General features: G+C 68.8%; 25 protein-coding genes. 14 read left to right on the top strand and 11 right to left on the bottom strand.

Features of this window, described 5'->3' with window-relative positions; translation table 11 throughout:
• Positions 1–152: 152 nt before the first annotated feature.
• The 3 genes from ACQUSM_RS00960 to ACQUSM_RS00950 are packed head-to-tail and all read left to right on the top strand — an operon-like array spanning position 153 to position 2127.
• Positions 153–1385 carry an HD domain-containing protein gene (locus ACQUSM_RS00960; protein ID WP_435115014.1) on the top strand — a complete coding sequence of 411 codons (1233 nt, stop codon included), beginning with the start codon at positions 153–155 and terminating at the stop codon, positions 1383–1385.
• A gap of 46 nt (positions 1386–1431) precedes the next feature.
• The gene (locus tag ACQUSM_RS00955; RefSeq protein ID WP_435115013.1) at positions 1432–1899 is read left to right on the top strand and encodes an MOSC domain-containing protein; all 468 of its coding nucleotides are present in this window, start codon (positions 1432–1434) and stop codon (positions 1897–1899) included.
• Between the two features lie 39 nt (positions 1900–1938).
• Positions 1939–2127 carry a hypothetical protein gene (locus ACQUSM_RS00950; protein ID WP_435115012.1) on the top strand — a complete coding sequence of 63 codons (189 nt, stop codon included), beginning with the start codon at positions 1939–1941 and terminating at the stop codon, positions 2125–2127.
• 4 nt (positions 2128–2131) lie between these two features.
• Here ACQUSM_RS00950 and ACQUSM_RS00945 read toward each other — a convergent pair whose 3' ends face one another.
• Positions 2132–2404 (bottom strand): acc operon protein, encoded by a 273-nt coding sequence (locus tag ACQUSM_RS00945; protein ID WP_435115011.1) that lies wholly within the window; start codon positions 2402–2404, stop codon positions 2132–2134.
• Positions 2401–3945: an acyl-CoA carboxylase subunit beta gene (locus ACQUSM_RS00940; protein ID WP_435115010.1), complete on the bottom strand. Its 1545-nt coding sequence runs from the start codon at positions 3943–3945 to the stop codon at positions 2401–2403. The genes ACQUSM_RS00945 and ACQUSM_RS00940 overlap by 4 nt, the downstream gene beginning before the upstream one ends.
• 273 nt (positions 3946–4218) lie before the next feature.
• Between ACQUSM_RS00940 and ACQUSM_RS00935 the strand changes: the two genes are divergently transcribed.
• Positions 4219–5172, top strand: a complete 954-nt coding sequence (locus ACQUSM_RS00935; protein WP_435115009.1) for a biotin--[acetyl-CoA-carboxylase] ligase — start codon at positions 4219–4221, stop codon at positions 5170–5172.
• A gap of 12 nt (positions 5173–5184) precedes the next feature.
• Here the strand turns inward: ACQUSM_RS00935 and ACQUSM_RS00930 are convergent, their stop codons facing one another.
• A complete protein-coding gene (locus ACQUSM_RS00930; RefSeq protein WP_435115008.1) occupies positions 5185–5964 on the bottom strand; it encodes a winged helix-turn-helix transcriptional regulator in 780 nt (259 codons plus the stop codon).
• A gap of 172 nt (positions 5965–6136) precedes the next feature.
• Between ACQUSM_RS00930 and ACQUSM_RS00925 the strand changes: the two genes are divergently transcribed.
• From ACQUSM_RS00925 to hemE, 4 genes are all read left to right on the top strand, one after another.
• Positions 6137–6340: an HVO_0649 family zinc finger protein gene (locus ACQUSM_RS00925; protein WP_435115007.1), complete on the top strand. Its 204-nt coding sequence runs from the start codon at positions 6137–6139 to the stop codon at positions 6338–6340.
• 99 nt (positions 6341–6439) lie between these two features.
• The gene (locus ACQUSM_RS00920; protein WP_435115006.1) at positions 6440–7981 is read left to right on the top strand and encodes a TrkH family potassium uptake protein; all 1542 of its coding nucleotides are present in this window, start codon (positions 6440–6442) and stop codon (positions 7979–7981) included.
• Between the two features lie 149 nt (positions 7982–8130).
• Complete coding sequence (locus tag ACQUSM_RS00915) at positions 8131–8304, top strand: hypothetical protein (RefSeq protein ID WP_435115005.1); 174 nt, start codon at positions 8131–8133, stop codon at positions 8302–8304.
• A gap of 64 nt (positions 8305–8368) precedes the next feature.
• Positions 8369–9379 (top strand): uroporphyrinogen decarboxylase, encoded by a 1011-nt coding sequence (hemE, locus tag ACQUSM_RS00910; RefSeq protein WP_435115004.1) that lies wholly within the window; start codon positions 8369–8371, stop codon positions 9377–9379.
• On the opposite strand, the gene hemG is transcribed toward hemE, so the two are convergent.
• The 3 genes from hemG to ACQUSM_RS00895 all read right to left on the bottom strand — a co-directional run bounded on the left by hemG (position 9380) and on the right by ACQUSM_RS00895 (position 12789).
• The gene (gene hemG / locus ACQUSM_RS00905; RefSeq protein ID WP_435115003.1) at positions 9380–10669 is read right to left on the bottom strand and encodes a protoporphyrinogen oxidase; all 1290 of its coding nucleotides are present in this window, start codon (positions 10667–10669) and stop codon (positions 9380–9382) included.
• Positions 10662–11708: a ferrochelatase gene (gene hemH / locus ACQUSM_RS00900; RefSeq protein ID WP_435115002.1), complete on the bottom strand. Its 1047-nt coding sequence runs from the start codon at positions 11706–11708 to the stop codon at positions 10662–10664. The genes hemG and hemH overlap by 8 nt, the downstream gene beginning before the upstream one ends.
• A 61-nt stretch (positions 11709–11769) precedes the next feature.
• Entirely contained in the window at positions 11770–12789 is a 1020-nt protein-coding gene (locus tag ACQUSM_RS00895) for a mechanosensitive ion channel family protein (protein WP_435118252.1), read from the bottom strand.
• Between the two features lie 104 nt (positions 12790–12893).
• Between ACQUSM_RS00895 and ACQUSM_RS00890 the strand changes: the two genes are divergently transcribed.
• The gene (locus ACQUSM_RS00890; RefSeq protein ID WP_435115001.1) at positions 12894–13598 is read left to right on the top strand and encodes a 5-formyltetrahydrofolate cyclo-ligase; all 705 of its coding nucleotides are present in this window, start codon (positions 12894–12896) and stop codon (positions 13596–13598) included.
• On the opposite strand, the gene ACQUSM_RS00885 is transcribed toward ACQUSM_RS00890, so the two are convergent.
• Both ACQUSM_RS00885 and ACQUSM_RS00880 read right to left on the bottom strand, forming a co-directional pair.
• On the bottom strand, positions 13599–13973 hold the full coding sequence (locus ACQUSM_RS00885) for a hypothetical protein (RefSeq protein WP_435115000.1): 375 nt from the start codon (positions 13971–13973) through the stop codon (positions 13599–13601).
• A complete protein-coding gene (locus ACQUSM_RS00880; RefSeq protein WP_435114999.1) occupies positions 13970–14419 on the bottom strand; it encodes a DUF2240 family protein in 450 nt (149 codons plus the stop codon). Before ACQUSM_RS00880 ends, ACQUSM_RS00885 begins: the two co-directional genes overlap by 4 nt.
• A 517-nt stretch (positions 14420–14936) precedes the next feature.
• Between ACQUSM_RS00880 and ACQUSM_RS00875 the strand changes: the two genes are divergently transcribed.
• Positions 14937–15311 (top strand): 30S ribosomal protein S8e, encoded by a 375-nt coding sequence (locus ACQUSM_RS00875; protein WP_435114998.1) that lies wholly within the window; start codon positions 14937–14939, stop codon positions 15309–15311.
• A gap of 69 nt (positions 15312–15380) precedes the next feature.
• Positions 15381–15518, top strand: a complete 138-nt coding sequence (locus tag ACQUSM_RS00870) for a hypothetical protein (protein WP_435114997.1) — start codon at positions 15381–15383, stop codon at positions 15516–15518.
• Between the two features lie 62 nt (positions 15519–15580).
• Here ACQUSM_RS00870 and ACQUSM_RS00865 read toward each other — a convergent pair whose 3' ends face one another.
• Both ACQUSM_RS00865 and ACQUSM_RS00860 read right to left on the bottom strand, forming a co-directional pair.
• Positions 15581–15799, bottom strand: coding sequence for a Sec-independent protein translocase subunit TatA/TatB (locus tag ACQUSM_RS00865; protein ID WP_435114996.1), 219 nt, complete (start codon positions 15797–15799; stop codon positions 15581–15583).
• 62 nt (positions 15800–15861) lie between these two features.
• A complete protein-coding gene (locus ACQUSM_RS00860) occupies positions 15862–16482 on the bottom strand; it encodes a DUF7344 domain-containing protein (protein WP_435114995.1) in 621 nt (206 codons plus the stop codon).
• Positions 16483–16706: 224 nt separating this feature from the next.
• On the opposite strand from ACQUSM_RS00860, the gene ACQUSM_RS00855 reads away from it, so the two are divergent.
• Positions 16707–17579, top strand: coding sequence for a hypothetical protein (locus tag ACQUSM_RS00855; RefSeq protein WP_435114994.1), 873 nt, complete (start codon positions 16707–16709; stop codon positions 17577–17579).
• A 46-nt stretch (positions 17580–17625) separates the two neighbouring features.
• Here ACQUSM_RS00855 and ACQUSM_RS00850 read toward each other — a convergent pair whose 3' ends face one another.
• On the bottom strand, positions 17626–18174 hold the full coding sequence (locus tag ACQUSM_RS00850; RefSeq protein ID WP_435114993.1) for a DUF7344 domain-containing protein: 549 nt from the start codon (positions 18172–18174) through the stop codon (positions 17626–17628).
• A gap of 465 nt (positions 18175–18639) precedes the next feature.
• Here ACQUSM_RS00850 and ACQUSM_RS00845 point away from each other — a divergent pair, with 465 nt between their 5' ends.
• Positions 18640–20103, top strand: coding sequence for a VWA domain-containing protein (locus ACQUSM_RS00845; RefSeq protein ID WP_435114992.1), 1464 nt, complete (start codon positions 18640–18642; stop codon positions 20101–20103).
• Positions 20104–20273: 170 nt separating this feature from the next.
• Entirely contained in the window at positions 20274–21797 is a 1524-nt protein-coding gene (locus ACQUSM_RS00840) for a VWA domain-containing protein (RefSeq protein WP_435114991.1), read from the top strand.
• The last annotated feature ends 72 nt before the right edge of the window (positions 21798–21869 follow it).

Below are 21869 nucleotides of genomic sequence, written 5' to 3'. Positions count from 1 at the left end.
GACGGCACAGATGCAGCGGAAGCTGCTCGTGAGGCCCGAAGTCGGCTGAAGCGGGATATCGCTCTTGAGACTGAACGCTGACGCTCCCCCGAACTGTTCGAATTCCGTCGAAGCTACGGTCCTTTTTACCGGATGCCGCCGAAACCCGGCGTATGACGACGATCAAGGACTCCGTCCACGACCACATCGAGGTGGAGGGGGTCGCCGCCGACCTGCTTGATACGCCCGCGGTCCAGCGGCTCCGACACATCAAGCAGTTGGGGACGGTGCAGTTGGCCTACCCCTCCGCGAACCACACGCGGTTCGAGCACTCGCTGGGCGTCTACCACCTCGCCGAGCAGGCGCTCGACCAGATGGGCGTCGACGGCGTCGACGCCGAGCGGGTGCGGGCGGCGGCGATGCTCCACGACGTTGGTCACGGCCCGTTCTCGCACAATATCGAGGGGCTGACCCACCGCGAGACGGGGAAGTACCACGACGACGTGGACGAACTGCTCGCACAAGGACAGGTCGGCGACGTGCTCCGCTCCCACGGGCTCTCGCCGGGGCGCGTCGCGGGGCTGGTCGCCGGCGAGGGGAAGTACGGGCAGCTCGTCTCCGGGGAGTTGGACGTGGACCGGATGGACTACCTCGTCCGCGACGCCCACCACACCGGCGTCCCGTACGGCACGATCGACCCCGGGCGGCTGGTGCGGGCGCTGCAGTTCGTCGACGGGGAACTCGTGCTCGCGCCGGGGAACGTCCAGAGCGCCGAGTCGCTGCTGGTCGCCCGGGCGCTGATGAACCCCACCGTCTACTCCCACCACGTCGCCCGGATCAGCAAGGCGATGCTCCGCCGGGCGACGGAGCGACTGCTCGACGCCGACCCCGATCTGACCGCCGAGGAGCTCCGCCGGATGGACGATCACGGGCTGCTGGTCGCGCTGCGGCTGTGTGAGGAGACCGAGGAGTTCGCGCGGCGGTACGCCGAGCGCGACCTGTACAAGCGCGCGGTCTGGGCCGAACTGGGCGGCGTCCCCGACTGGCTGCTCGACGCCGGCCACGAGGAGACGGGAGAACTGGAAGCCGAGATCGCCGCGGCCTGCGATCTCGACCCACGGGAAGTGATTCTCGACGTGCCGAGCGAGCCGTCGATGCGGGAGTCCACCAGCCGCGTGATGGTCGGCGACGAGATCCGCGAACTCGGCCGGCAGTCGCCGCTGGTGAAGGCGCTCCGGACCGCCCAGTACCAGCAGTGGCGGCTGGGCGTGTACACGATCCCCGAAGCGACCGAGCGCGTCGGCCACGAGGCGGTCGAGCGACTGGCCCTCGACGTGGACGGCGCGCTCGTGAGCGAGCGCCGCGGCCGGCCGGCGACGCTCGACGAGTTCGCCGGCGGGGAGTAACGACCGCCACCCCCGCACTTATGCGTAGCCGCGCCTACTCCCGACCGTGACTGGAACCGTCGAACACATCCACGTCGCCGGGGAGGCGGGGGCGCCGCCCGAGCCGCGAGAGTCCGTCGAGGCGGTCGTGGGCAAGGGGCTGACCGGCGACCGCTACTTCGAGAACGAGGGGACGTTCTCGACCGACGACGAGGACCGGACCCGGGACCTGACGCTGATCGAGGCCGAAGCGATCGAGCAGGCAGAAGCCGACTACGACGTGTCGTTCGAGCCGGGGGCCCACCGCCGGAACCTCACCGTCCGCGGCGTGGGGCTGAACCGCCTGCTGGGCGAGCGCTTCCGCGTCGGCGACGCCGTCGTGGAAGGGGCGGAGCTATGTGAGCCCTGCACGTACCTCGAACGGCGGCTCGAGGAGAAGGGGATCCAAGAAGCGCTCGTCCACCGCGGCGGCCTCCGGTGTGAGATCGTCGAGAGCGGCGAGATCGCCGTCGGCGACGACGTGGTGTCCGAGTAGAACCGACGCGTTCAGGGCGGCGCCGTCCCCAGCGGGGCCATGAGCGACCCCGACGAGCTCGACTTCGACCGCGAGATCAAAGTCCGACTGGCGTTTGCCGTCGTCGCCGCCACGCTGGGGATCGGCGTCGCGACGTTCACCGACGTCTCCCAATGGATCGCGTTCGGGATCGTCGTCGTGTTGGGGATCGTCGCGCCGCGGGCGTACCTCTACCTCACCGACGAGTAACGCCTCAGAGTCGCTCGGAGCGACCGGCGGCGCTCCAGGCGTCGGTGGGCGTCCCGTCGCGCACTCGCACGGTCCGGCGCTGGGTCGACTCGACGCGGCCGGCGAACCCCCAGCGTTTCCCCTGCCAGCTTTCTGCCTCGCTCTCGGCAGCCGCCGCGGCCGCCGCTTCGCCGTCGCGGATGTGGGCGCCAACGGCGGCGGCGATGGCCGCGGCTTCGGCCTCGTCGGCGTCGTCGGGGAGTGTGAGCCGATCCGCGAGGGAACGCTCGTCGGTCATATCGGGATGTTGCCGTGTTTCTTCTGGGGCGTCTGCTCGCGTTTGCCCTGCAGCATCTCCAGGTCGGAGATCAGTCGCTCGCGAGTCTCCGGCGGCTCGATCACGTCGTCGATGTAGCCGCGGTCGGCGGCGGTGTAGGGGTTCGCGAACTCCTCGCGGTACTCGTCGATCAGCTCCTGCCGGCGGGCCTCCACGTCGTCGGCCTCGTCGAGCTCGTCGCTGTAGAGGATATCCACCGCGCCCTCGGGGCCCATCACCGCGATCTCGGCGGTCGGCCACGCGTAGTTCACGTCGGCGCCGACGTGGCTGGAGGCCATCACGTCGTACGCGCCGCCGTAGGCTTTCCGCGTGATAACGGTCAGCAGCGGAACCGACGCCTCACAGTAGGCGTACAGCAGCTTCGCGCCGTGGCGGATGATCCCGTTGTGCTCCTGATCCGTGCCGGGCATGAAGCCGGGCACGTCGACGAACGTCAGGACGGGGACGTTGAACGCGTCGCAGGTGCGGATGAACCGCGCGCCCTTCTCGCTGGCCTCGATGTCCAGCGTGCCGGCGTTGACCCGGGGCTGGTTCGCGAGCACGCCCACCGCGCGGCCGTCCATCCGGGCGAAGCCGATCACGAGGTTCTTCGCGAACTCGGCCTGCACCTCGAAGAAGGAGCCCTCGTCGACGACGGAGGTGAGCACGTCGTGCATGTCGTATGGCTTGCGCGGCTGGTCGGGCACGACCGAGTTCAGCGACTCGTCGGCACGCTCGGGGTCGTCCCACGGCTCGACCCGCGGGGGGTCCTCGACGTTGTTCTGCGGGAGGTAGGAGAGCAGCCGGCGGATGTTGTCGAGCGCGTCCTCCTCGCTCTCCTCGGCGAAGTGGGCGACGCCGGAGGTGGAGGCGTGGGTGACCGCGCCGCCGAGCTCCTCGAAGCTGACCTCCTCGCCGGTGACGGTTTTCACCACGTCGGGACCGGTGATGAACATGTGGCTGGTGTCCTTGACCATGAACGTGAAGTCGGTCATGGCGGGGGAGTACACCGCGCCGCCGGCGCAGGGCCCCATGATCGCGGAGATCTGCGGAACGACGCCGGAGGCCTCCTGATTGCGCCGGAAGATCTCGGCGTACCCCCCGAGCGCGTCGACGCCCTCCTGAATCCGGGCGCCGGCGGAGTCGTTGAGCCCGACGACGGGCGCGCCGACCTGCGTGGCCTTGTCCATCACCTTCGTGACCTTCTCGGCGAACACCTCGCCCAGCGAGCCGCCGAAGACGGTGAAGTCGTGGGCGAACACGAACACTTTCCGGCCGTCGACCTCGCCGTAGCCCGTGACGACGCCGTCGCCGTACACTTGTTTCTCCTCCATCCCGAACTTGTGGTTGCGGTGGGTTCGGAACTGGTCGAACTCCGTGAACGTGCCGTCGTCGAGGAAGTAGTCGATCCGCTCGCGGGCGGTCATCTTCCCCTTCTCGTGCTGGCGTTCGATGCGCTCCTCGCCGCCGCCCTTCAGGGCTTCCTCGCGGCGCTCGCGGAGTTCCTCGATGCGGTCCTCCATCGTCACTGTGGACCACCTGCAGTCATTACTCCGAACGTCGCCCAGGTGTCGCAAAAGGATTCCGAACACGCGAGGCCGGAAAACGTCGCGCCCCGGCGCGACGGCAAACGGCCTCGAAAAGCGAACGGTGAGCGAAGCGAACCGTGAGCCACGAACAGTCGTAAACCAGGACGGCGAAGCGAGGGGGCAAACGACCTCGGAAACCCGACCGACCGCGAAAACCGTCGGTTCCACACCGCGACCGATTTACCCCCACCGGTCCCACGACTACCCATGACCGACACGCGTCGCGCGCTGCTCGACGCCCTCGCGGACGACCCCGTCGCCGGCCCCGAACTTGCGGACCGCCTCGGCGTCTCCCGCGCCGCGGTCTGGAAGCAGGTCGAGGGGCTGCGCGAGGAGGGACTCGAAATCGAGAGCACCGACGACGGCTACCGCGTGACCGACGTGCCCGGGTTCGGCGGCGCCGCGATCGAGTACGGCCTCGACGCGCCGTTCGACGTGGAGTTCCACGACAGCATCGGCTCGACGAACGAGCGCGCCCGCGAGCTCGCGGCGGAGGGCCGGACGGACGTGGCGGTCGTCGCCGACGAGCAGACCGCCGGGCGGGGGCGGCTCGACCGCGGGTGGACCGGACCGTCGGGCGGGATCTACACCTCGCTACTGCTCCGCCCGGACGTGCCGCCCGCGCACTCGCCCGTCTACACGCTCGCGGCCGCGGTGGCAGTCACGCGCGCCGCGCGGGAGGCCGGCGTCGACGCGCGGATCAAGTGGCCCAACGATGTGTTAGTTGAGGGGGCCGGCGAACGCGGCGGGCAGAAGCTCTGTGGGATCCTCACCGAGATGGAGGGCGAGGCCGACCGCGTCGCGTGGCTGATCGTCGGCATCGGGATCAACGCGAACGTTGGGGCGGGATCGCTCCCGGAGGGCGCCACCTCGCTACAGGAGGAACGCGGTGAGCCGGTCGACCGTCGCGTGTTCACCCAGCGGCTGCTGGAGACGTTCGACGACCTCCGGAGCGATCCCGACTCGATCCTCGACGCGTGGCGCGAGCACGCGGCGACGCTCGGGCAGCGCGTGCGCGTCGACACGCCGGGCGGTGAGGTCGTCGGTGAGGCCGTCGACGTGGCGTTCCCCGGCGCGCTGGTGATCGAGACCGACGACGGGGAGCGCGAGCGAGTGACGGCGGGGGATTGTGAGCACCTGCGGCCGGTCCGGGAGGAGTGAGACGCCGAGCGGTCAGGAGTCCGATACAGTCTCGCTGCCCGGCCCGTCGGGTTCGAATATCTCGATGGACTGCTCCGGGAACGACTCCGGCGAGAAGATCGACACCACATCGCCGGCTTCGATCCGCGTGTCTCCGTTCGGGGTGATACGGTCGTCGCCGCGCTCGATGCTGACGACGAGCACGTCGTTCGGGAGCAGCCCTTCCTCGTTTGCGGACTCGAGCGTATGGCCGGTGATCTCCGCGCGTTCGGAGACGGTGAACTCCACCACTTCGGCGCCACCGACTACGCTCTGGAAGTCGGTGATCGCCGAGTCGAGGTGGTCGGCCTCGGGCGCAAACGACTGGTAGGGCTGGACCGACTCGTCGCGGACGATATCCTCGCGCTCGATCGTCAGACCGAGCGAGGAGAGCTGCTGGGCGATCCGATTGATGTCGTCGGTGTCGGCTCCGACCGCGGTGACGACGAGGTTCTCTTGGCCGGCCAGAAGCTCCCGGACGTTCACGACGCCGGGGGTCGAGAGCGCTTCCGTCGCGATCCCGGAGCGGTCGCCGACTGGCGCGGTGCAGGTGAACTGTGTCGTCACCTTGCCGTTCGTCGACTCGTAGTCGATATCCGCGTGGTAGCCGCGAATGATACCGTGCTCCTCTAACTGCCGGATCCGGTTTCGTACCGTCGCCGGCGTCACGTCGACCTCCTCGGCGATCATCGTCGCCGACGTGTTCCGGGCGTCGCTGGCGAGGTAGTAGAGTATTCGCTCGTCGATCTCGTCGATCCGGTAGCTCACGATCATGCTACTTCCGGATCTACAAAAGACGTTTCGTTGAACAGTCTTGACGGACGCGAAGCTCTCACGAACAGCGATAACGTTTCGGTTGAAATAGAATATACGCCACTATATTTTCGCTACAGAAATATACAGCGCAGATTTTTTTTTTTCACTACAGAACCTACAAGCGACTCGTATGACGAACGACCGGAACCGATCGGCGTTCGAACGGCTGAAGCAGCACTACGATCACGAGGAGCTCGTCTGCCCCGACTGCGGGTTCGAAGACGAGGAGGGGAGTTGGACGAGCGAGACAGACGGACAGGTAGTCGAGTACTACCACGAGTGTCCGAGCTGTGGCGCTGTCCGGGAACACACGATCGACCTCACCGACGAGTGACGGCGGTCGCCTGCCTCCGCCGCCGATGAGACGTCGAACGCTCGACAGTCCGGGCAGCCGCATCGCTCGTGAAGCGAACGAACTGATCAGACAGAGAAGATGAATCGGACAGTCCGGGTCGACTGGCGTGCCGCGGTCAGCCTGACTGGGAGCATCGTGAAGTGGCTCAGCGTCCCGATGCTGTTCCCGCTAGCGCTCGCGCTCTACTACGGCCGTGGCCTCGTCGTCTTCCTGCTCAGCATCGCGGCCGCGCTGGTCGTCGGGCTGGGGCTCGAACGTCTGCACCGCGAGCCCACCTCGTCCCTCGGGATACGCGAGGGGTTCCTGATGGTGTCGCTGACGTGGCTGGCTGTGAGCGTCGTCGGTGCCGTGCCGTACGTCGTCGAGGGACAGTTCACGGCGTACGGCGCGAGCTCGACGCTCCGGTTCCCGGTGAACGCGCTGTTCGAGACGATGAGCGGGTTCACCACCACAGGGTCGACCGTGATGGGGACGATCTCCTTCGAGAGCCACTCACGAGCGCTCATGATGTGGCGCCAACTCACCCAGTGGCTGGGCGGGATGGGAATCGTCGTGCTCGCGATCGCGGTGCTCCCGGAACTCTCCGTCAGGGGCGCTCAGATCGTCGACGCCGAGGCGCCGGGGCCCGAAGTCGAGAAGCTCACCCCCCGGATCACTCAGACCGCCCGCGCGCTGTGGGGGCTGTACGGCGGACTCACGATCGTCGAGATCCTCGGGCTCTACGCGTTCCACCGACTCGGGATGGCGCCCGAGATGACGCTGTACAACGCAGTCGCACACGGGTTCACCACGATGCCGACCGGCGGGTTCTCTCCCGAAGCCCGCTCCATCCAGGCGTTCACTGCGGTCGTGCAGTGGTTCATCGTCCCGTTCATGGTCGCCGCCGGGATGAACTTCGCCCTGTTCTGGCAGCTCTGGAACCGGGAGTTCGAACCCGTGTTCGAGGACGTCGAGCTCCGAGCGTACTTGGGAGCGATCGGCGTGTTCAGCGCGATCGTCGCCGGATTTCTCTTTACGCGTCCGGGTGTCGAGGCGCTCACAGGCGCGTTGGAACCGGCCGCTCGGCACGCGACGTTCCAGATCACCTCCATCGTGACGACGACCGGCTACGCGAGCATGGACTTCAACACTTGGGGGCAGCGGAGCCAGTTCGCGCTACTGTTCGTGATGTTCATCGGCGGCTCGGCCGGGAGCACCGGCGGGAGCATCAAAGTCGTTCGGTGGGTGGTGGTGCTCAAGTCGCTGCGCCGACAATTGTTCACGACGGTCCACCCCGAGGCCGTCGACCCCGTCCGACTTGGGGGACACGTCCTCGACGATGCGACCGTTCGGGGGATATACGCGTTCACCGCACTCTACTTGGTCATCTTCGCGGTCGCGACACTACTCGTCGTATTCGTCGGCGTTCCGGCAGCGGAGCTGTCTGTGTTCGAAGCCGCGAGTGCAGTCGCTGCGACGCTCGGCAACGTCGGACCGGGTGTGGGGCTCGTCGGGCCGATGAACAACTTCTTAGCGTTCCCACGGGTTTCGAAGCTCCTGATGGTGCTCCTCATGTGGATGGGACGGCTAGAGGTAATCCCGGTGCTCGTGCTCCTGACGCGGTCGTATTGGCGGACTTAATCAGACGTCGAGCCCCGTCAGCAGTCAGGTTTCCACACTGGTATCAAAGCGATCCGAATGGGCCGATGGCGCGATCGGTCGACCGCTGACCCACGGTCTGCTGGACGGGGCTGAGCGTCGGGCTCGTCACCCTCGCCGCGCTCGTGGGCGTGAGTCCGGCGCTTCCCGTCACGGAGGAGCTCCGGTTCGGCCTCGGGATTCTCGTCGTCGGGACGGGGCTGCTCGCCTACACGGCCGGGAGCCTCGCCGTACTGGAGCGGATCGAGGACGGCGACGGCGCGTCGGCGGCGAGCCGCGACGGCGCGCCGACCGCCGACGACTGAGGGAGCCGCCCCGGCGTCACCCGCGAACGGAAACGCACTAACCTCGACCGGCCGAACCCCCGCTATGACCGACCCGCTTCTCGTCCGCGCCGCCCGCGGGGAACGCACCGAGCGCCCGCCGGTCTGGCTGATGCGGCAGGCCGGCCGCCACCTGCCCGAATACCGTGAACTCCGCGAGGAGTACTCGTTCCGCGAGGCGATCGAGACGCCCGAAATCGCCGAGGAGATCACCCTCCAGCCGTACGAGCGCTACGGCGTCGACGGCGTGGTGATGTTCTCGGACATCCTCACCTGTCTCGAACCGCTGGGCTTCGACTACCACATCGAGTCCGGCGTCGGCCCGGTGATCGAGAACCCCGTCGAGGGGCCCGAGGACGTGGCTCGCCGCCGCGGCGACGTGCGCGAAGAGCTGGCGTTCGTCGCGGACCTGCTCGACCGACTCGACGAGAGCGTCGCCGACGAGGACGCCGTGCTGGGGTTCGCCGGCGGCCCGTTCACGCTGGCGTCCTACGTCGTCGCCGGCGGGCCCGACCGCGGGCGGAAGGAAGTGCGGAAGTTCCGCGCCCGGCACCCCGACGCCTTCCTCGAACTGATGGAGCGCTTCGCGGACGTGGTCGCGGAGTACCTCGAGATGCAGGCCGACCACGGCGCCGACGCGGTCCAGCTGTTCGACACGTACGCCGGGGTGTTGCCGCCGGCGGACTATCAGGAGTACGTCCTGCCGCTCCACCGCGAGATCGTCGAGCGCGTCGACCTGCCGACGATCGAGTTCGTCCGCAACATGGGCGGGCGGCTGGAGAGCTTGGACGCGACGGGCGCCGACGCGGTCGCGCTCGACTGGACGGTCGACATGGCGGCCGCTCGCGCGGAACTGGGTGACACGCCCGTCCAAGGGAACCTCGATCCGTCGCTGCTGTACGCCGACCCTGAGACGATCCGCGAGCGGACCGCCGAGATCATCGAGGCTGCGGGGCCCGAAGGGCACGTGCTCAACCTCGGCCACGGCGTCAACCGCGACACGCCGATCGAGGGTGTCGAGGCGTTCGTCGAGACCGCGAAAAACTGGGAGTGGTAGCTACTCGCCGCCGGCCAGCTTCCCGGCCAGCCGTCGGGCCTCCCGGACGCGGCTCGGGACGCCCATCCGGCCGGTGTAGTTCGTCGCGAGCGTGATCCCCTCGGGGAGATCGACGCGCTCGCTGGCGGTCCAGGAGTCGTCCCACGCCGGGAACGCCCGCGGCATGCGTTCGACGTTGACCGCCTCGGCGTCGACGCCCATCACGCGCCGGAACTCGGCGACCGCCGTCTCCCCGAGCGTCTCGTCGTCGCGCTCGATCGCCCCGGGGTCGTGCATCCCACCGAGGAACACGGTGTAGACGCCGTCGCGGTCGAACAGGCTGGCGTTCCACGTCACGCCCAGCGTCCGCAGCGGCTCGGTCCGGCGGACCTGGTAGCCGAACCCGTCGGCGCGGGCGGGGCTCTCCAGATGCACCATCACGAGAGGGTTGTAGTTGAACTCCCTGAGCGCCGCCGCGCTCTCGGCGTCGACGCCCTCGACGATATCGGCGGTGGTGTCCGCGGGCGTCGTGAGCACGACGTGATCGACGCGCCGGCTCCCGTCGTCGGTGTGGACGAGCCACTCGTCGTCGCCGGCGCGTTCGATCCCCATCACGGGAGTCTCGCGGTGGAGTCGCTCGGCGTGTTCCTCGGCCAGCGCCTCGGGGAGCCGCTGGAGCCCGGACTCGAAGCTCGCCGGCGGCGGCGTCTCGTCGTCCGAGAGGACGAGCCGGGAGAGCGCCGCCCGCAGCAGAGTTCCGTTCTTCTCCTCCATCCCCATGATCGGCTGCAGCGCGTACTTCGCGGGCATCCGCGCCGGATCGGAGCCGTACGTGCCGCCGAACAGCGGAGCGATCAGGTTCGTGTACGTCTCGGTGCCGAACTTCCGGACGAACGCGTCCCGTGCGGACTCCTCGGGGTCGATCGGGTCGGTCAGGGGTTCGGCCAGCAGGCGGAGCTTCGCCGTCGTCGAGAGCAGGTCCGTCCGGCGGAACGCCGACAGCGACCGGGGCGCCTCCCGGAGCTTGCCGCCGGCGTAGACGAACAGCGGGAGGTCGTCGTCGGCCGTGATCACCTCGTCGGCGATGTCGAGATCGGTCACCATCGCCCGGATCGCGTCGGTCATCCGGAGGCGCTGGGGGCCGAACTCGAACAGCTTCCCGTCGATCTCGCCGCTGCGGACGACGCCGCCGACCTCGTCGGTGGCCTCGTACGCCACGGCGTCGACATCGCGCTCGGTCAGCGCGTGCAGCGTCGAGAGGCCGGTCATCCCGCCGCCGACGACGGCGACCGCGGGGTCGTCCTCAGTCATTCCGGCGGGCGTTGAGGCACATCGCGTTCGGCTCCGGCCGGCACTTGCACTGCTGGAGGCCGTAGAGGTCCGGGTCGAAGTCGGCGATGAACGGCTCGGTCAGATCCGCGAGCAGGCCGACGAACCGCTCGTCGTCGTAGGGGACGGGGACGCGAGTGAAGCCGAGCCCCTCCGCTTCGGCCTCCTCGCGCAGGTCGTGGTCGAGCTCCGCGAGCGTCTCGCTCTGTTCGTGCATGAAGCTCGTGGGGTCGACGACGACGCGGTCGGCGTCGATCTCCTCGATCACGTCCTCCACGTCGGGCTGGGTCCACTCCACGTCGCGGTTCGCGTGGTTCTGATAGCCGAGCTCGTACTCGGGGTTGCCGAGCATCCCCGCGACCATCTTGCAGTACTCCTCGACGTACTGGACGTAGCGGCTCCCTTCGTCGAGGTAGTACGTCGGCGTCCCGTGGGCGGAGAAGATCAGCCGGGTGTCGGCGTCGAGTTCGAGTCCCTCGCGGTCGAGCGTCTCGCGGATGTTGTCCGCGCGCAGCCGAGCGTAGGCGGAGTGGGTGTGGTACCCCGTGATCTCGGTGTACGGCACGTCCCAGTCGAGCTCGTCGACGGCGTTCGAGAGCTTCTCCAGCGCCTCCACCGTCGTCGAAGGGCCACACAGCGGGTAGACGGGCAGCCCGATCAGGCGGTCGACGCCGTCCTCGTGGGCGGCCTCGGCGGCGTCGCCGATGAACGGCTCCATGAACTGGTAGCCGACGTACGTCTCCACGTCGTAGCCGCGGTCGCGGAGCTCGGTCTCGACGAGCTCGGCCTGCCGGCTCGCGTGGGCGTTCAGCGGCGACCCGCCGATCTCGCCGTACTCCTCGATGAGGCCGGGCGCACGGCGTTCGGCGAGCGATCGGGCACGCTCGCGGGCGGCCTCCTGAGTGGTCTCACCCTCGATGTCCATGTTCGCGAGGAAGATGCGTTCGAGGTAGTCCTCGACGACGTCGCGGTCGGCCACGGCCGGCTCACCGAAGTTGAGCACGGCGATCCCTGTAGTCATGCCTCGAACTCGGGGCCGGCGAGGCAGAAAGGTAACGGTTCAGGCGCGCGCCCGCGCGTGCTCAGCGATCGCCGTCGGCGTCCGTATCTGCGTCGCCGTCGGCGTCCGTATCCGCGCCCGTATCGGCGCTCTCGCCGCGAACGGCGGCGGAGTCGACGGTCTCCCGCTCGGCCGCCTCGCGGGTCGCGACCCGGGCCTCACCGCTGGTGTCGTCGAACACCACGTGACGGTGCGGGTAGGCGATCTCCACGTCGACGTCCTGCTCCTCCAGCTGCTCCCAGATCGCCGTCTGGACCCGCGAGCGAGCGGTCAGGAGCTTGTACGGCCGGTCGACCCAGTAGCGGAGCGTGAGGATTACGCCGTCGTCGTGGAACTCGTCGATGTAGCAGGTGGGGCGTGCCGGGTAGCGCGCCGAGCCGATGCGGATGTCCGGTCCGCCCTCGATCACGCCGTCGACCTTCCGCGCCGCGCTCTCGATCAGCGAGCGGGCCGCGGCCACGTCGCTCTCGTAAGTCACCTCGACCGAGAGCGTGAGGCGGGTCCGCTCGTCCTCCGCGGAGAGGTTCGTCACCTTGTCCTGCCGGATCACGTCGTTGGGGATGACGAGGAACGTGTTGTCCACCGTGAATATCTTCGTGTACCGGATCGTGATGTCGTCGATGAACCCCCGGGTTTCGTCGGGGAGTTCGACCATGTCGCCGATCTCGTACGGCTCGTCGGCCAGCAGGAACAGCCCGTTGATCACCGAGCCCACCAGCGGCGCCAGCACGATCCCGATGACCGCCGAGAACACCGTCACCGAGAGCACGATGTTGCCGAGTTCGAGGCCGACCAGCCCCGCGCCCAACAGCAGGAAAAACAGCGTAATCGTCGCGCGGATCAGCCGCAACACCTGCTGGGCGACGCTCTGTCGTCGGAACCGCTTCGCGACCGGACGCCCGAACAGCCGGACGACGTACCGCGAGGCCGTGTAGCCGATAGCGCCGAATAGCACCACCAGGAGGAAGCTCAGCGCGGGCGAACTCCCCCAGTTCGGGAACAGCGGCGCCAGCCGGTCGACGAGGTCGCCGAGCAGCCGTATCGGGTCCGGGAACTGGCCGAGGCTCACGACCCCACATCCACCCGCCTCGGAAAAAGCGTTGTCGTCGGCGGTGTCGATAAGCGATCGGGCGCCCTAGCGGGGGCATGGAGAAACAGCAGCTCCGCGAACGGGTCTGGGACGAGCTCGAAGCCAGCGGCGAGGCTCGCTTCCCGTTCCCGCCCCACGGCCGGATCCCCAACTTCGCCGGGGCCGAGCGGGCGGCCGACCGCCTCGCGTCGACCGAGGCGTGGGCCGCCGCGGACACGATCAAGTCGAACCCCGACTCCCCCCAGCGGCCGGTCCGGCGGCGGGCGCTGGAGGCCGGGAAGACCGTGTACATGGCCGTTCCGCGGCTCAGCGACGAGGACTGCTTCCTGCGGCTCGATCCCGCCGAGATCGACGACATCGACCACGCCACCACGATCGGCGGGTCGTCGGAACTGGGCGTGCAGGTCGGACCCGAGGAGATGGAGCCGATCGACCTGATCGTCTCCGGCAGCGTCGCCGTGACCGAGGACGGGGCACGGGTCGGGAAAGGCGAGGGGTACAGCGATCTGGAGTTCGCGATCCTCCGGGCGTTCGGGCTGGTCGACGACGGGACCACGACGGCTACGACCGTCCACGAGATGCAGGTCGTCGACGAGGACGTGCCAACGGCGGCGCTGGACGTGCCGATGGAGCAGATACACACGCCCGAGCGGTCGATCCGGGCGGCCGCCGCGGACCGGAAGCCGTTGGGGATCGACTGGGACGCGCTCGACGACGAACGGCTCAACGAGATCCCGATCCTGTCCCGGCTCGAACCCTGACTACGCCTCGATCGCCGCCGCGAACGCCGGGAGGACGCGCTTGGCCTGCGCGCCGTCCTCGACGAAGACGATCGTCTGCGGGGGGTCGGCGGCTTTGGGTCGGACGCGGAGCCCCTCCTCCTCCGCGGCCTCGGCGACCGCCGCGGGCGCGACGCGGAACTCCACGCGAGCGCGGTCGGGCTGGACGTAGACGCTCGCGATCGTCTCGTCGGCCGGGGCGTTCCGGACGCGGTACGCGAGCGCGCCGTCCGCCGTCGGCTCCACGTCGGGATCGGCGTCGGTGACCGCGAGCGCGTCGTGGCTGGCGCCGCTCTCCAGTTCGGAGGCGAGCAGTTGGGCGATCCGGTGGCCGTCCCGTAGTCGATCCCCGGTCATTCGTCGAGCACCGAGTTGCGGGCCGCGCCGGCGACGCCGCTCACGTCGACACCCTCGCGGCGGGCGTAGACGACCGCGGCAGCTTCGATCGTCAGTCCCAGTTCACGCTGGAGCTCGTTGATCCCCGCGACTGCGGCCTGTTTCTCCACGCCGGCGTCGGTGACGCGGTCGAGCACCTGCTCGAAGGCGCTCTGCTCGCGCAGCACGTCGGCGTCGGGGGCGAACTCCTCGGGCACGTCGACGGCGTCGGGGTCGAACGTCGCGACGAGCTCGCCGTCGTCGCGTTCGAGCAGCCCGCGGCCCAGCGCCACGTCGACGACGCGTTTGGCCTGATCGGGGGAGAACCAGTCCCGGTCGAGCGAGAGCGCGACGACGAACTCGCCGTCGCCCAGCCGGTCCCGGCCCTCCTGCCGGAACGGGACGGCGACGGTGGCCTCCAGACTCATGCTCGTGTGGAGGGCGTCGATGGGGGGTAAGGGTTGTGACTCGGGTGGGTTCTGCTTTGTTTGGGTCTTGGTTAGTGGGTCCTAGTCCGCGGCAGTAGACGGTACTGCTTCCGCGACAGCGAACAGCATCTCGATCGCTGACCACTTGCGACCGCAGTGCGCCGGACACAGGGTCCGGCGCAGCACGGAGTCCCCACCCCTCCCCCCGCGATCGGCGACGGTCGCCGATCGCGAGGCGTCCACCGCCACCGCACCGCTGTGGCTGTTGGCGCGCGACGTGAGCGTCTCCGTGCGCGAACGAGCGCGCGAGGGACGAGGGAGCGAACGGACGTGAGCGAGTGAGTCGGCTGGGGAGGTCTGTGGGCTGTGCGGGGCGGTGCGGTCGCAAGTGTCCCGGCTCACTCCGCGGTCGTGGTCACGGTCGCGGTGCTGTCGGCCCAGATCGTCGAACAGCTAACGGCGAAGCAGTGGACCAAGAGTCGAACGGTTCAAGTATTCGCTGACCGTTTCCCGGAGTATGCAAGACCAGGGACCCTCCCGACGCAAGCGTACCGGGGGTCGACTCGTCCGATCGCACAAGAAGAAGCGCCACCAGCTGGGCAACGAGCCCACCGAGACCACGGTCGGCGAGCCGACGTTCCGCGTCGTCGACGCCCGCGGCGACAACCGCAAGACCCGCGCGCTCTCGACGAACGTCGCGCAGGTCGCCGACGACGGCGAGACCGTCGAGGCCGAGATCGAGGACGTGAGCGAGAACCCCGCGAACGTCAACTACGTCCGACGGAACATCATCACCAAGGGCGCGGTCATCGAGACCAGCGCCGGCACGGCCCGCGTCACCTCCCGCCCCGGCCAGACGGGGCAGGTGAACGCGGTCCTCGTCGAGGAGTAACTGCGACGCGTTCTCCCGTTCTCTCGACTCGGTAGCGGCTGCGCCGCCGAGGGAGGTAGCCTCGACATCGTGAGCGAGGTAGTCGACGCCCACGGGTGGGAGATCGCGCTGACCGATAGCGAGGACGGCGGCGAACGCTTCGAGATCGTGGAGTCGAGGTCGTCTGAGGCGTGGACGCCAGTTCGCTATCGTCTCGGTGTGGAGTAACGGCAAGAAACGAGTGATCGCACCGCTTTGAGCCGAACGTCGGTCTGCGGGGTGGTCGTGGGTCAGTCGCTCGCCGTCTCGGCGACCGCCTCGCGCTCCTCCTCGACGGTCTCTCGAATGTCGGACTCCAGCTCCTCGCGGCCGCGTTGGAACTCGCCGATGGCCTGCCCGCTCGACCGCGCGAGCTTCGGGAGCTTGTTCGCCCCGAACAGCAGGACGAGGATGCCGAGGATAATCATCAACTCCGGTCCGCCGGGTATCACGCCGATCAGTGGAACCATACCACCATCAGGCGGGGGAGGGTATTAAGCAAGCACCGGCTGTCGGCCGGAGGAGGGCGTTCTCAGTCGTCGCTCGGCTCGTACTGCGTGTCACGGTTCATCGCCCGGCGGTCCAGCCGGGCCGGGCGATAGCGGATGTAGGAGCCTACCGTAACGACGCCGAACGCGAGCGCGACCACGCCCGCGAGCTGGTAGCCGCCGAGGAGCGCGAACGGGGCGACCCCCGCCCACGCGAGCAGCGCGACGACGACGGCCGAGCAGGCGGCGGTCAGCGCCAGCCCGAGCACGCCGCCGTGTTCGACGGGCCCCCAGAGGTACGGCCGGAATCGCCGGCCCGAGTCGGTGAGCCGGACCGTCCCGCGGTTGGCGTCGTACTCCACGAGACCGTGTTTCGCGAGCTTCGGCAGGTGGGTCTGGCGGAGCGCGGTGTAGGAGCGCTTGCGCTCCTTGGAGCTGATCGTCGCGGGGGTCTGGTCGGTCTCCCACGCGGCGAGCTGGCGGGCGAGGTCTGCGACAGTCGACTCCCCTTCGGCCTCGTAGAGCGCATGTAACACGTTACGACGACGACGACTACTCAGCAGCGAGTAGGCGATGTCTCGCTCGAACGAGTCGCCCCGCTCGGTAGGTACGTCCTTCGTCGGCGGTACGTCGGCAGTGTTCGATTGCAGCAGTTGGTCTTTCATCAGTAGTCTCAACCCTCCGGACGCCGATCGTTCTGTGGCGTCGACAAGAATACGGTTGCTCCTTGAGAGCATAAACCATTCGGTGAATGGCCAGAATTTGGCAGCTTCGGGGCTTGAGAGTGTAAAATCGAGATACTCAGCGGCCCTCTGTTCGGCGGTAGGAACTACGTACCGGACGGTGGGGGGGTTCGTGTTGAAGAGGTCGTTCCGCTTACTGGTCGGATATGACCGAGACACCGAGTCCGACGCGACCGATCGACGCTCGAGCCGGCACCGGAAGTTGGCGAGACGGTGTACAGACGACGATCTCGCGGCTCCGCAACCCCGCGTACACGGGACAGAACCGCTGTCTCCCGTGCACCGGGGTGAACGTCGGCCTCACGGCCGCAGCCGCGTTCGGGGTCGGGACCGTCTCCCCGACCGCAGGAGCGGTCGTCGGCGGCCTCGGGCTGGCCGCCATCTGGCTCCGGGGCTACGTCGTCCCGGGCACGCCCGCGCTCACCAAGCGGTACCTCCCCGACAGGGTGCTCGCGTGGTTCGACAAGACGCCGTCCGGCGACGCGCTCGGCGGCATTGATCCCGAGGCGTACCTCCGCACCGCCGGCGCGATCACGGACGGCCCGGACGGCGACATCGCGGTCACGCCGTCGACGCGGGCGGCGCTGATCGACGGCGTCGCGGAGCTCGACAGCGACGATCGGCTCGCCCGTGCGCTGGCGGAGACGCTCTCGCTCCCGCCCTCCGACGTGACGGTCCGCCCGGAGGGAGTCGGCTACGCCGCTCGCGTCGGTGGGCAGCCCGCGGGCCGCTGGGAGTCCCGGCTGGCGCTGGCGACCGACCTCGCCGCCCACCAGATCTTCAGCGAGCGCGTCGGGGGGTGGCGTGCGCTCCCGGCCGACACGCGCGCGAGCCTCCTCGGGGCGTTCCGGCTCGCGCTCGATAGCTGCCCGGGCTGTGACGGCGACGTGATCCTCGGGAGCGACACCGCGGAGTCGTGCTGCCGGGCCTACGACGTGCTCGTCGCCAGCTGCGAGAGCTGTGGCAGTCGGCTATTCGAGGTCGACGCCGCACTCACCGATGAGGACGCGACTGTCTGAAGAAGTCGAATTTTTTCCTGAGAACGGTCATCGTGCCGCCGAAGGCTCACGCGCTCGTCGGGTGCCACTCCTCCTCGACGGCGGTGCCGCGGGGGGAGCGAGCGCCCCGCGGGTAGAGCGTCCAGGCGTGGTACGCCGAACTGCCGGCGTACGCTGCGAGGGCGACGATCGCCGGGAGCAGCGGGTCGACCGCGGCGAACAGGGGGATCCCCGCCAGCGCGGCGACGACGCTACAGAGCCCGAGCACGCCGATCGCCCGGTACTGCTCGCTCCAGCGCAGGCCGAACGGGCCGGTGTCGCGAATCCGCCGGACGACGTGTTTGGCCGCCGGCGTCGCACAGAGCCCCTCGTCGCGGTCGACGACCAGCCCGTGGCGTTCGAGCGTCGGGACGTGGGTCTGCCGGAGCGAGGTGGCGACGCTCTCCCGAACTGCCCGGGGCGCGGGGTCGACGCCCGCCTCCACGGCCGCGACGGCGTCGGCGACCGTCGACAGCGGCGTCGGCGCGGCGGCGTCCCAGAGGAACTCGATGGCGAGTCGGCGGCGCTGACAGCTCAGTACGCGGTAGAACTCCGAGTCGGTGAGTGTGTGGGTCATTGGTTGCTCCCGCGGTTCGTCGGCGTCGAGGCCGGGCCGCGTTCGGCCTCGCCTACGCGCGGGGGTCACTAAGTCACGGACTGCCAGCACCGACGACACGGACCGACAGCCCCGTGGAGTGGGTCACACTGCCCGGACCCTCCGACACGCTACCGAGGGACATGGTGAGCGTACCGCGGGCCGTCGCGGGCGGGATCGGGCGGTACGGTACTCCTGCCCGGGGGGAGATCGGGCGGTACGGTGATCCTGCTTCGAGAGATGGAGAGCCTCACGATCCTCGCTGAGGGGCGTCGAAACGGCGATTTCCGGGCGAACGACCGGTTCGCGAACGGCGTGGCGGTTCATGAGTAAGTCACCTCCCGACAGGGGAGTGTACGTCGACGGGCCACGGCGGCCCGTGACCCGACAGACTCGCCCCGCGGCAGGGCGGGGGCATCGCCCGACGACCGACCACAACCCAAACCAATGGACGACAACCCGAAACTGTACAACACGACCCGCCGGCAGCTACTCGCCGGCATGGGCGCCGTCGGCCTCGCCTCCGCGGGCGCGGGCCTCGGCACGACAGCGTACTTCAGCGACACCGAGTCGTTCGAAGGCAACACTCTCCAAGCCGGCACGCTCGACCTGAAGCTCGACTACAAGTCGACGTACATCGGCGGCGCCGGTCGCATCGACCACATCCGCGAGAACTACCCCGAGGCCGAGGAGCTCGGCGACGGCCAGTACCTGCTCGGGCAGGCGCCCTCGCCGGCGGACATGCAGGAGTGGGAGGATCTCGTCACCGGCGAACAGTTCGACTTCTGTTCGCCCGAGGCCGACCAGTACCTCGTCAACGGCGACGAGATCCCGATCTTCACCCTCGACGACGTGAAGCCCGGCGACTACGGCGAAGTGACCGTCAGCCTCCACATCTGTGACAACCCCGCGTACGTGCGCATGCTCGGCGAGCTGGTCTCGGAGTCCGAGAACGGCCAGACCGAGCCCGAGATGGACGCCGAGGGCGAGGACACCGACGACGTGTCCGAGCTCGCCGACGCCATCGAGGTGCGCGTCTGGTACGACGAGGACTGTGACAACGTGTACGAGCCCACGGGCACGGGCCAGCAACAGGAGCTCGAGGTCGCGCTCGTCAGCGACACCTCCGGCTCGATGAGCCAGGAGATCGGCGACCTGAAAGCCGCCGCGAACGACTTCGTCGACAACCTCTCCTCGCCGGACGAGGCCACCGCGGTCTCGTTCTCGGACGGCGCGAGCGTCGATCAGGAGCTCACGACGAACTACCAGGCCGTCAAGAACGCCATCAATCAGTACACCGCCAACGGCGGGACCGACATGGACGACGGCATCGCCGAGGCCGAGGACGAACTCCTCAACGGCACCAACGCCACCCCGGGCGCCTCGAAAGTGATGATCCTGCTCTCGGACGGCTCGCCGAGCAACGCGACCGCGGCGACCGACGCCGCCGACGACGCGAAGAACGCGGGCATCCGCATCTTCACCATCGCGCTCGGCGCCGGCGCCGACGCGTCGTTCCTCGAGAACAACATCGCGAGCTCGCCCGACGACGCCTTCGTCGCGCCCAACGCGGCCGACCTCGACACCGTCTACAGCGAGATCGCCCAGATCGTGCTCGCCGGCGAGCAGCTGATCGCGGAGGGCAGCCTCCGGGAGGTGCTCGCCGAGCTCGAAGCGATGCCCGTCCTCGACGGCGACCGCAGCGAGGAGGGGATGCAGTGTTTCCCCGGCAACACGACCCAGTGTGTCGGCTTCGAGTGGGAGCTCCCCTGGGAGACCGGCAACGAGGTCCAGAGCGACAGCGTCTCGTTCAACTTCGGCTTCGAGGCCGAGCAGTGCCGCCACAACGACGAGCCGTTCGTGACGGAGACCGAGACGGAGACGCCCACCGACACCCAGACGCCCGCCTGATCCGACCGGCCGCGGCTCTCCGGCGGCCGTTCCGACCGGCTGTCTGACTCATCCCCCGACGGAGCCACACCGTGTGGCCAGCCACCGTGGCGGTGCGACGCCGCCACCGGGGTCTGTCCCGTGACGACCGCGGGACCGAATCGCCCGACGATCACGAGACACCAACGACGATGACGAAGAAACCCTACAACACGACCCGCCGGCAGCTACTCGCCGGCATGGGTGCCGTCGGCCTCGCCTCCGCGGGCGCGGGCCTCGGCACGACAGCGTACTTCAGCGACACCGAGTCGTTCGAAGGCAACACCCTTCAGGCCGGCACGCTCGACCTGAAGCTCGACTACAAGGCGAGCTACGACGGGCCGAACGGCCCCGAACTGATCGGACAGGCCCCGACCGAGCAGCAGCTGATCGACCAGTACGGCGACCCCATGGAGGGCCCCCTGACCTGGGAGGAGCGCGCGGACCTCGGGTTCGCCTGCGACACCGAGGGGCTGATCGACGGCGACGCGATACCGGTGTTCGACCTCGACGACGTGAAACCCGGCGACTACGGCGAGGTCACCATGAGCTTCCACATCTGTGACAACCCCGCGCACGTGTTCTTCCGCGGCAGCGTCGGCGAGGACGTGGAGAACGGGCTGACCGAGCCCGAAGCCGAGGTCGACGAGACGCCGGACATCGGCGAGCTCTCGGAGGCCGTCGACGTGCGGATGTGGTACGACGAGAACTGCTCGAACACGTACGACGAGCGCACCGGGCTCGCGGACGTGCTCGTGGTGCAGGACATCTCCGGCTCGATGGAGTACGCCGGCAACGGCGGCGTGATCGACGACGGACAGGGCGGCACGACCACCAAGCTCGAGGTCGCCAAAGAGGCCGTCGGGGCGTTCGGCGACACCGCGTTCGCCGATCCCGCGGACGTGAACGTCGGCCTGTTCACGTTCGGTAACGAGGAGTACATGGGCGACGACACCCCCAGCGGCGACGACGTGGGGATCGAACTCGCACCGACGAACGACGAGTCGACGTTCGACGCCACGGTGTCGAACGTGCAGGCCGCCGCCCAGGGCGTCGGTGGCACGGCGCTCGGGCTCGCAGTGCAGGAGGCGAACGACTTCCTGCAGGCGAACCTCCGACCCAACGCTCAGCCCGTGCTGATCGTCCTGACCGACGGCGAGCAGTTCGACTCCACCGTCGACGAGCTCGCCGCGGCGAATCAGGCCAAATCCGAGGGCACCCGGATCGTGATGATCGACATCAACGACGTCGGCGACGGCGACCCACAGCTCCTCCGCGACATGGCCGGCTCCTCGCCGACCAACGCGGGCGACGGCGACGGCACCGACTACTACCAGAGCGCCGACAGTCAGTTCGCGACCGCCGCGACAGACATCTTCGACTCCATCCTCCAGACCATCGTGGTCGCGGAGGCCGTGCTGTTCGAGGGGACGCTCGCGGAGTTCGGCGACGCCTTCGAGGACGGCCTCGCGCTCGACCCGGCACCGCTGCTGGGGCAGGCGACGACGAACGATATCTGTTTCCACCCCGGGACCCACTGTGTGGCGTTCGAGTGGTGGATCGACCCCGAGGTCGGCAACGAGATCCAGGGCGACGCGGTGAGCTTCGACTTCGACTTCGCGGCGGTGCAGTGCCGCCACAACGCGGAGCCGACGAACCCCTTCGCTTCGGCCTGACCTCCCCACCTCTTCTCCGACTGCCCCGGGCCCGGGAGCGTCGCGCTCGCCGGATTCGGCACCGCAGGGTGG

It is taken from the genome of Halolamina sp. C58, from assembly GCF_051195095.1.
Classification (GTDB): Archaea; Halobacteriota; Halobacteria; order Halobacteriales; family Haloferacaceae; genus Halolamina.
The sequence above is the reverse complement of the archived record's forward strand: the minus strand, read 5'-3'. Positions and strand labels throughout refer to the sequence as shown.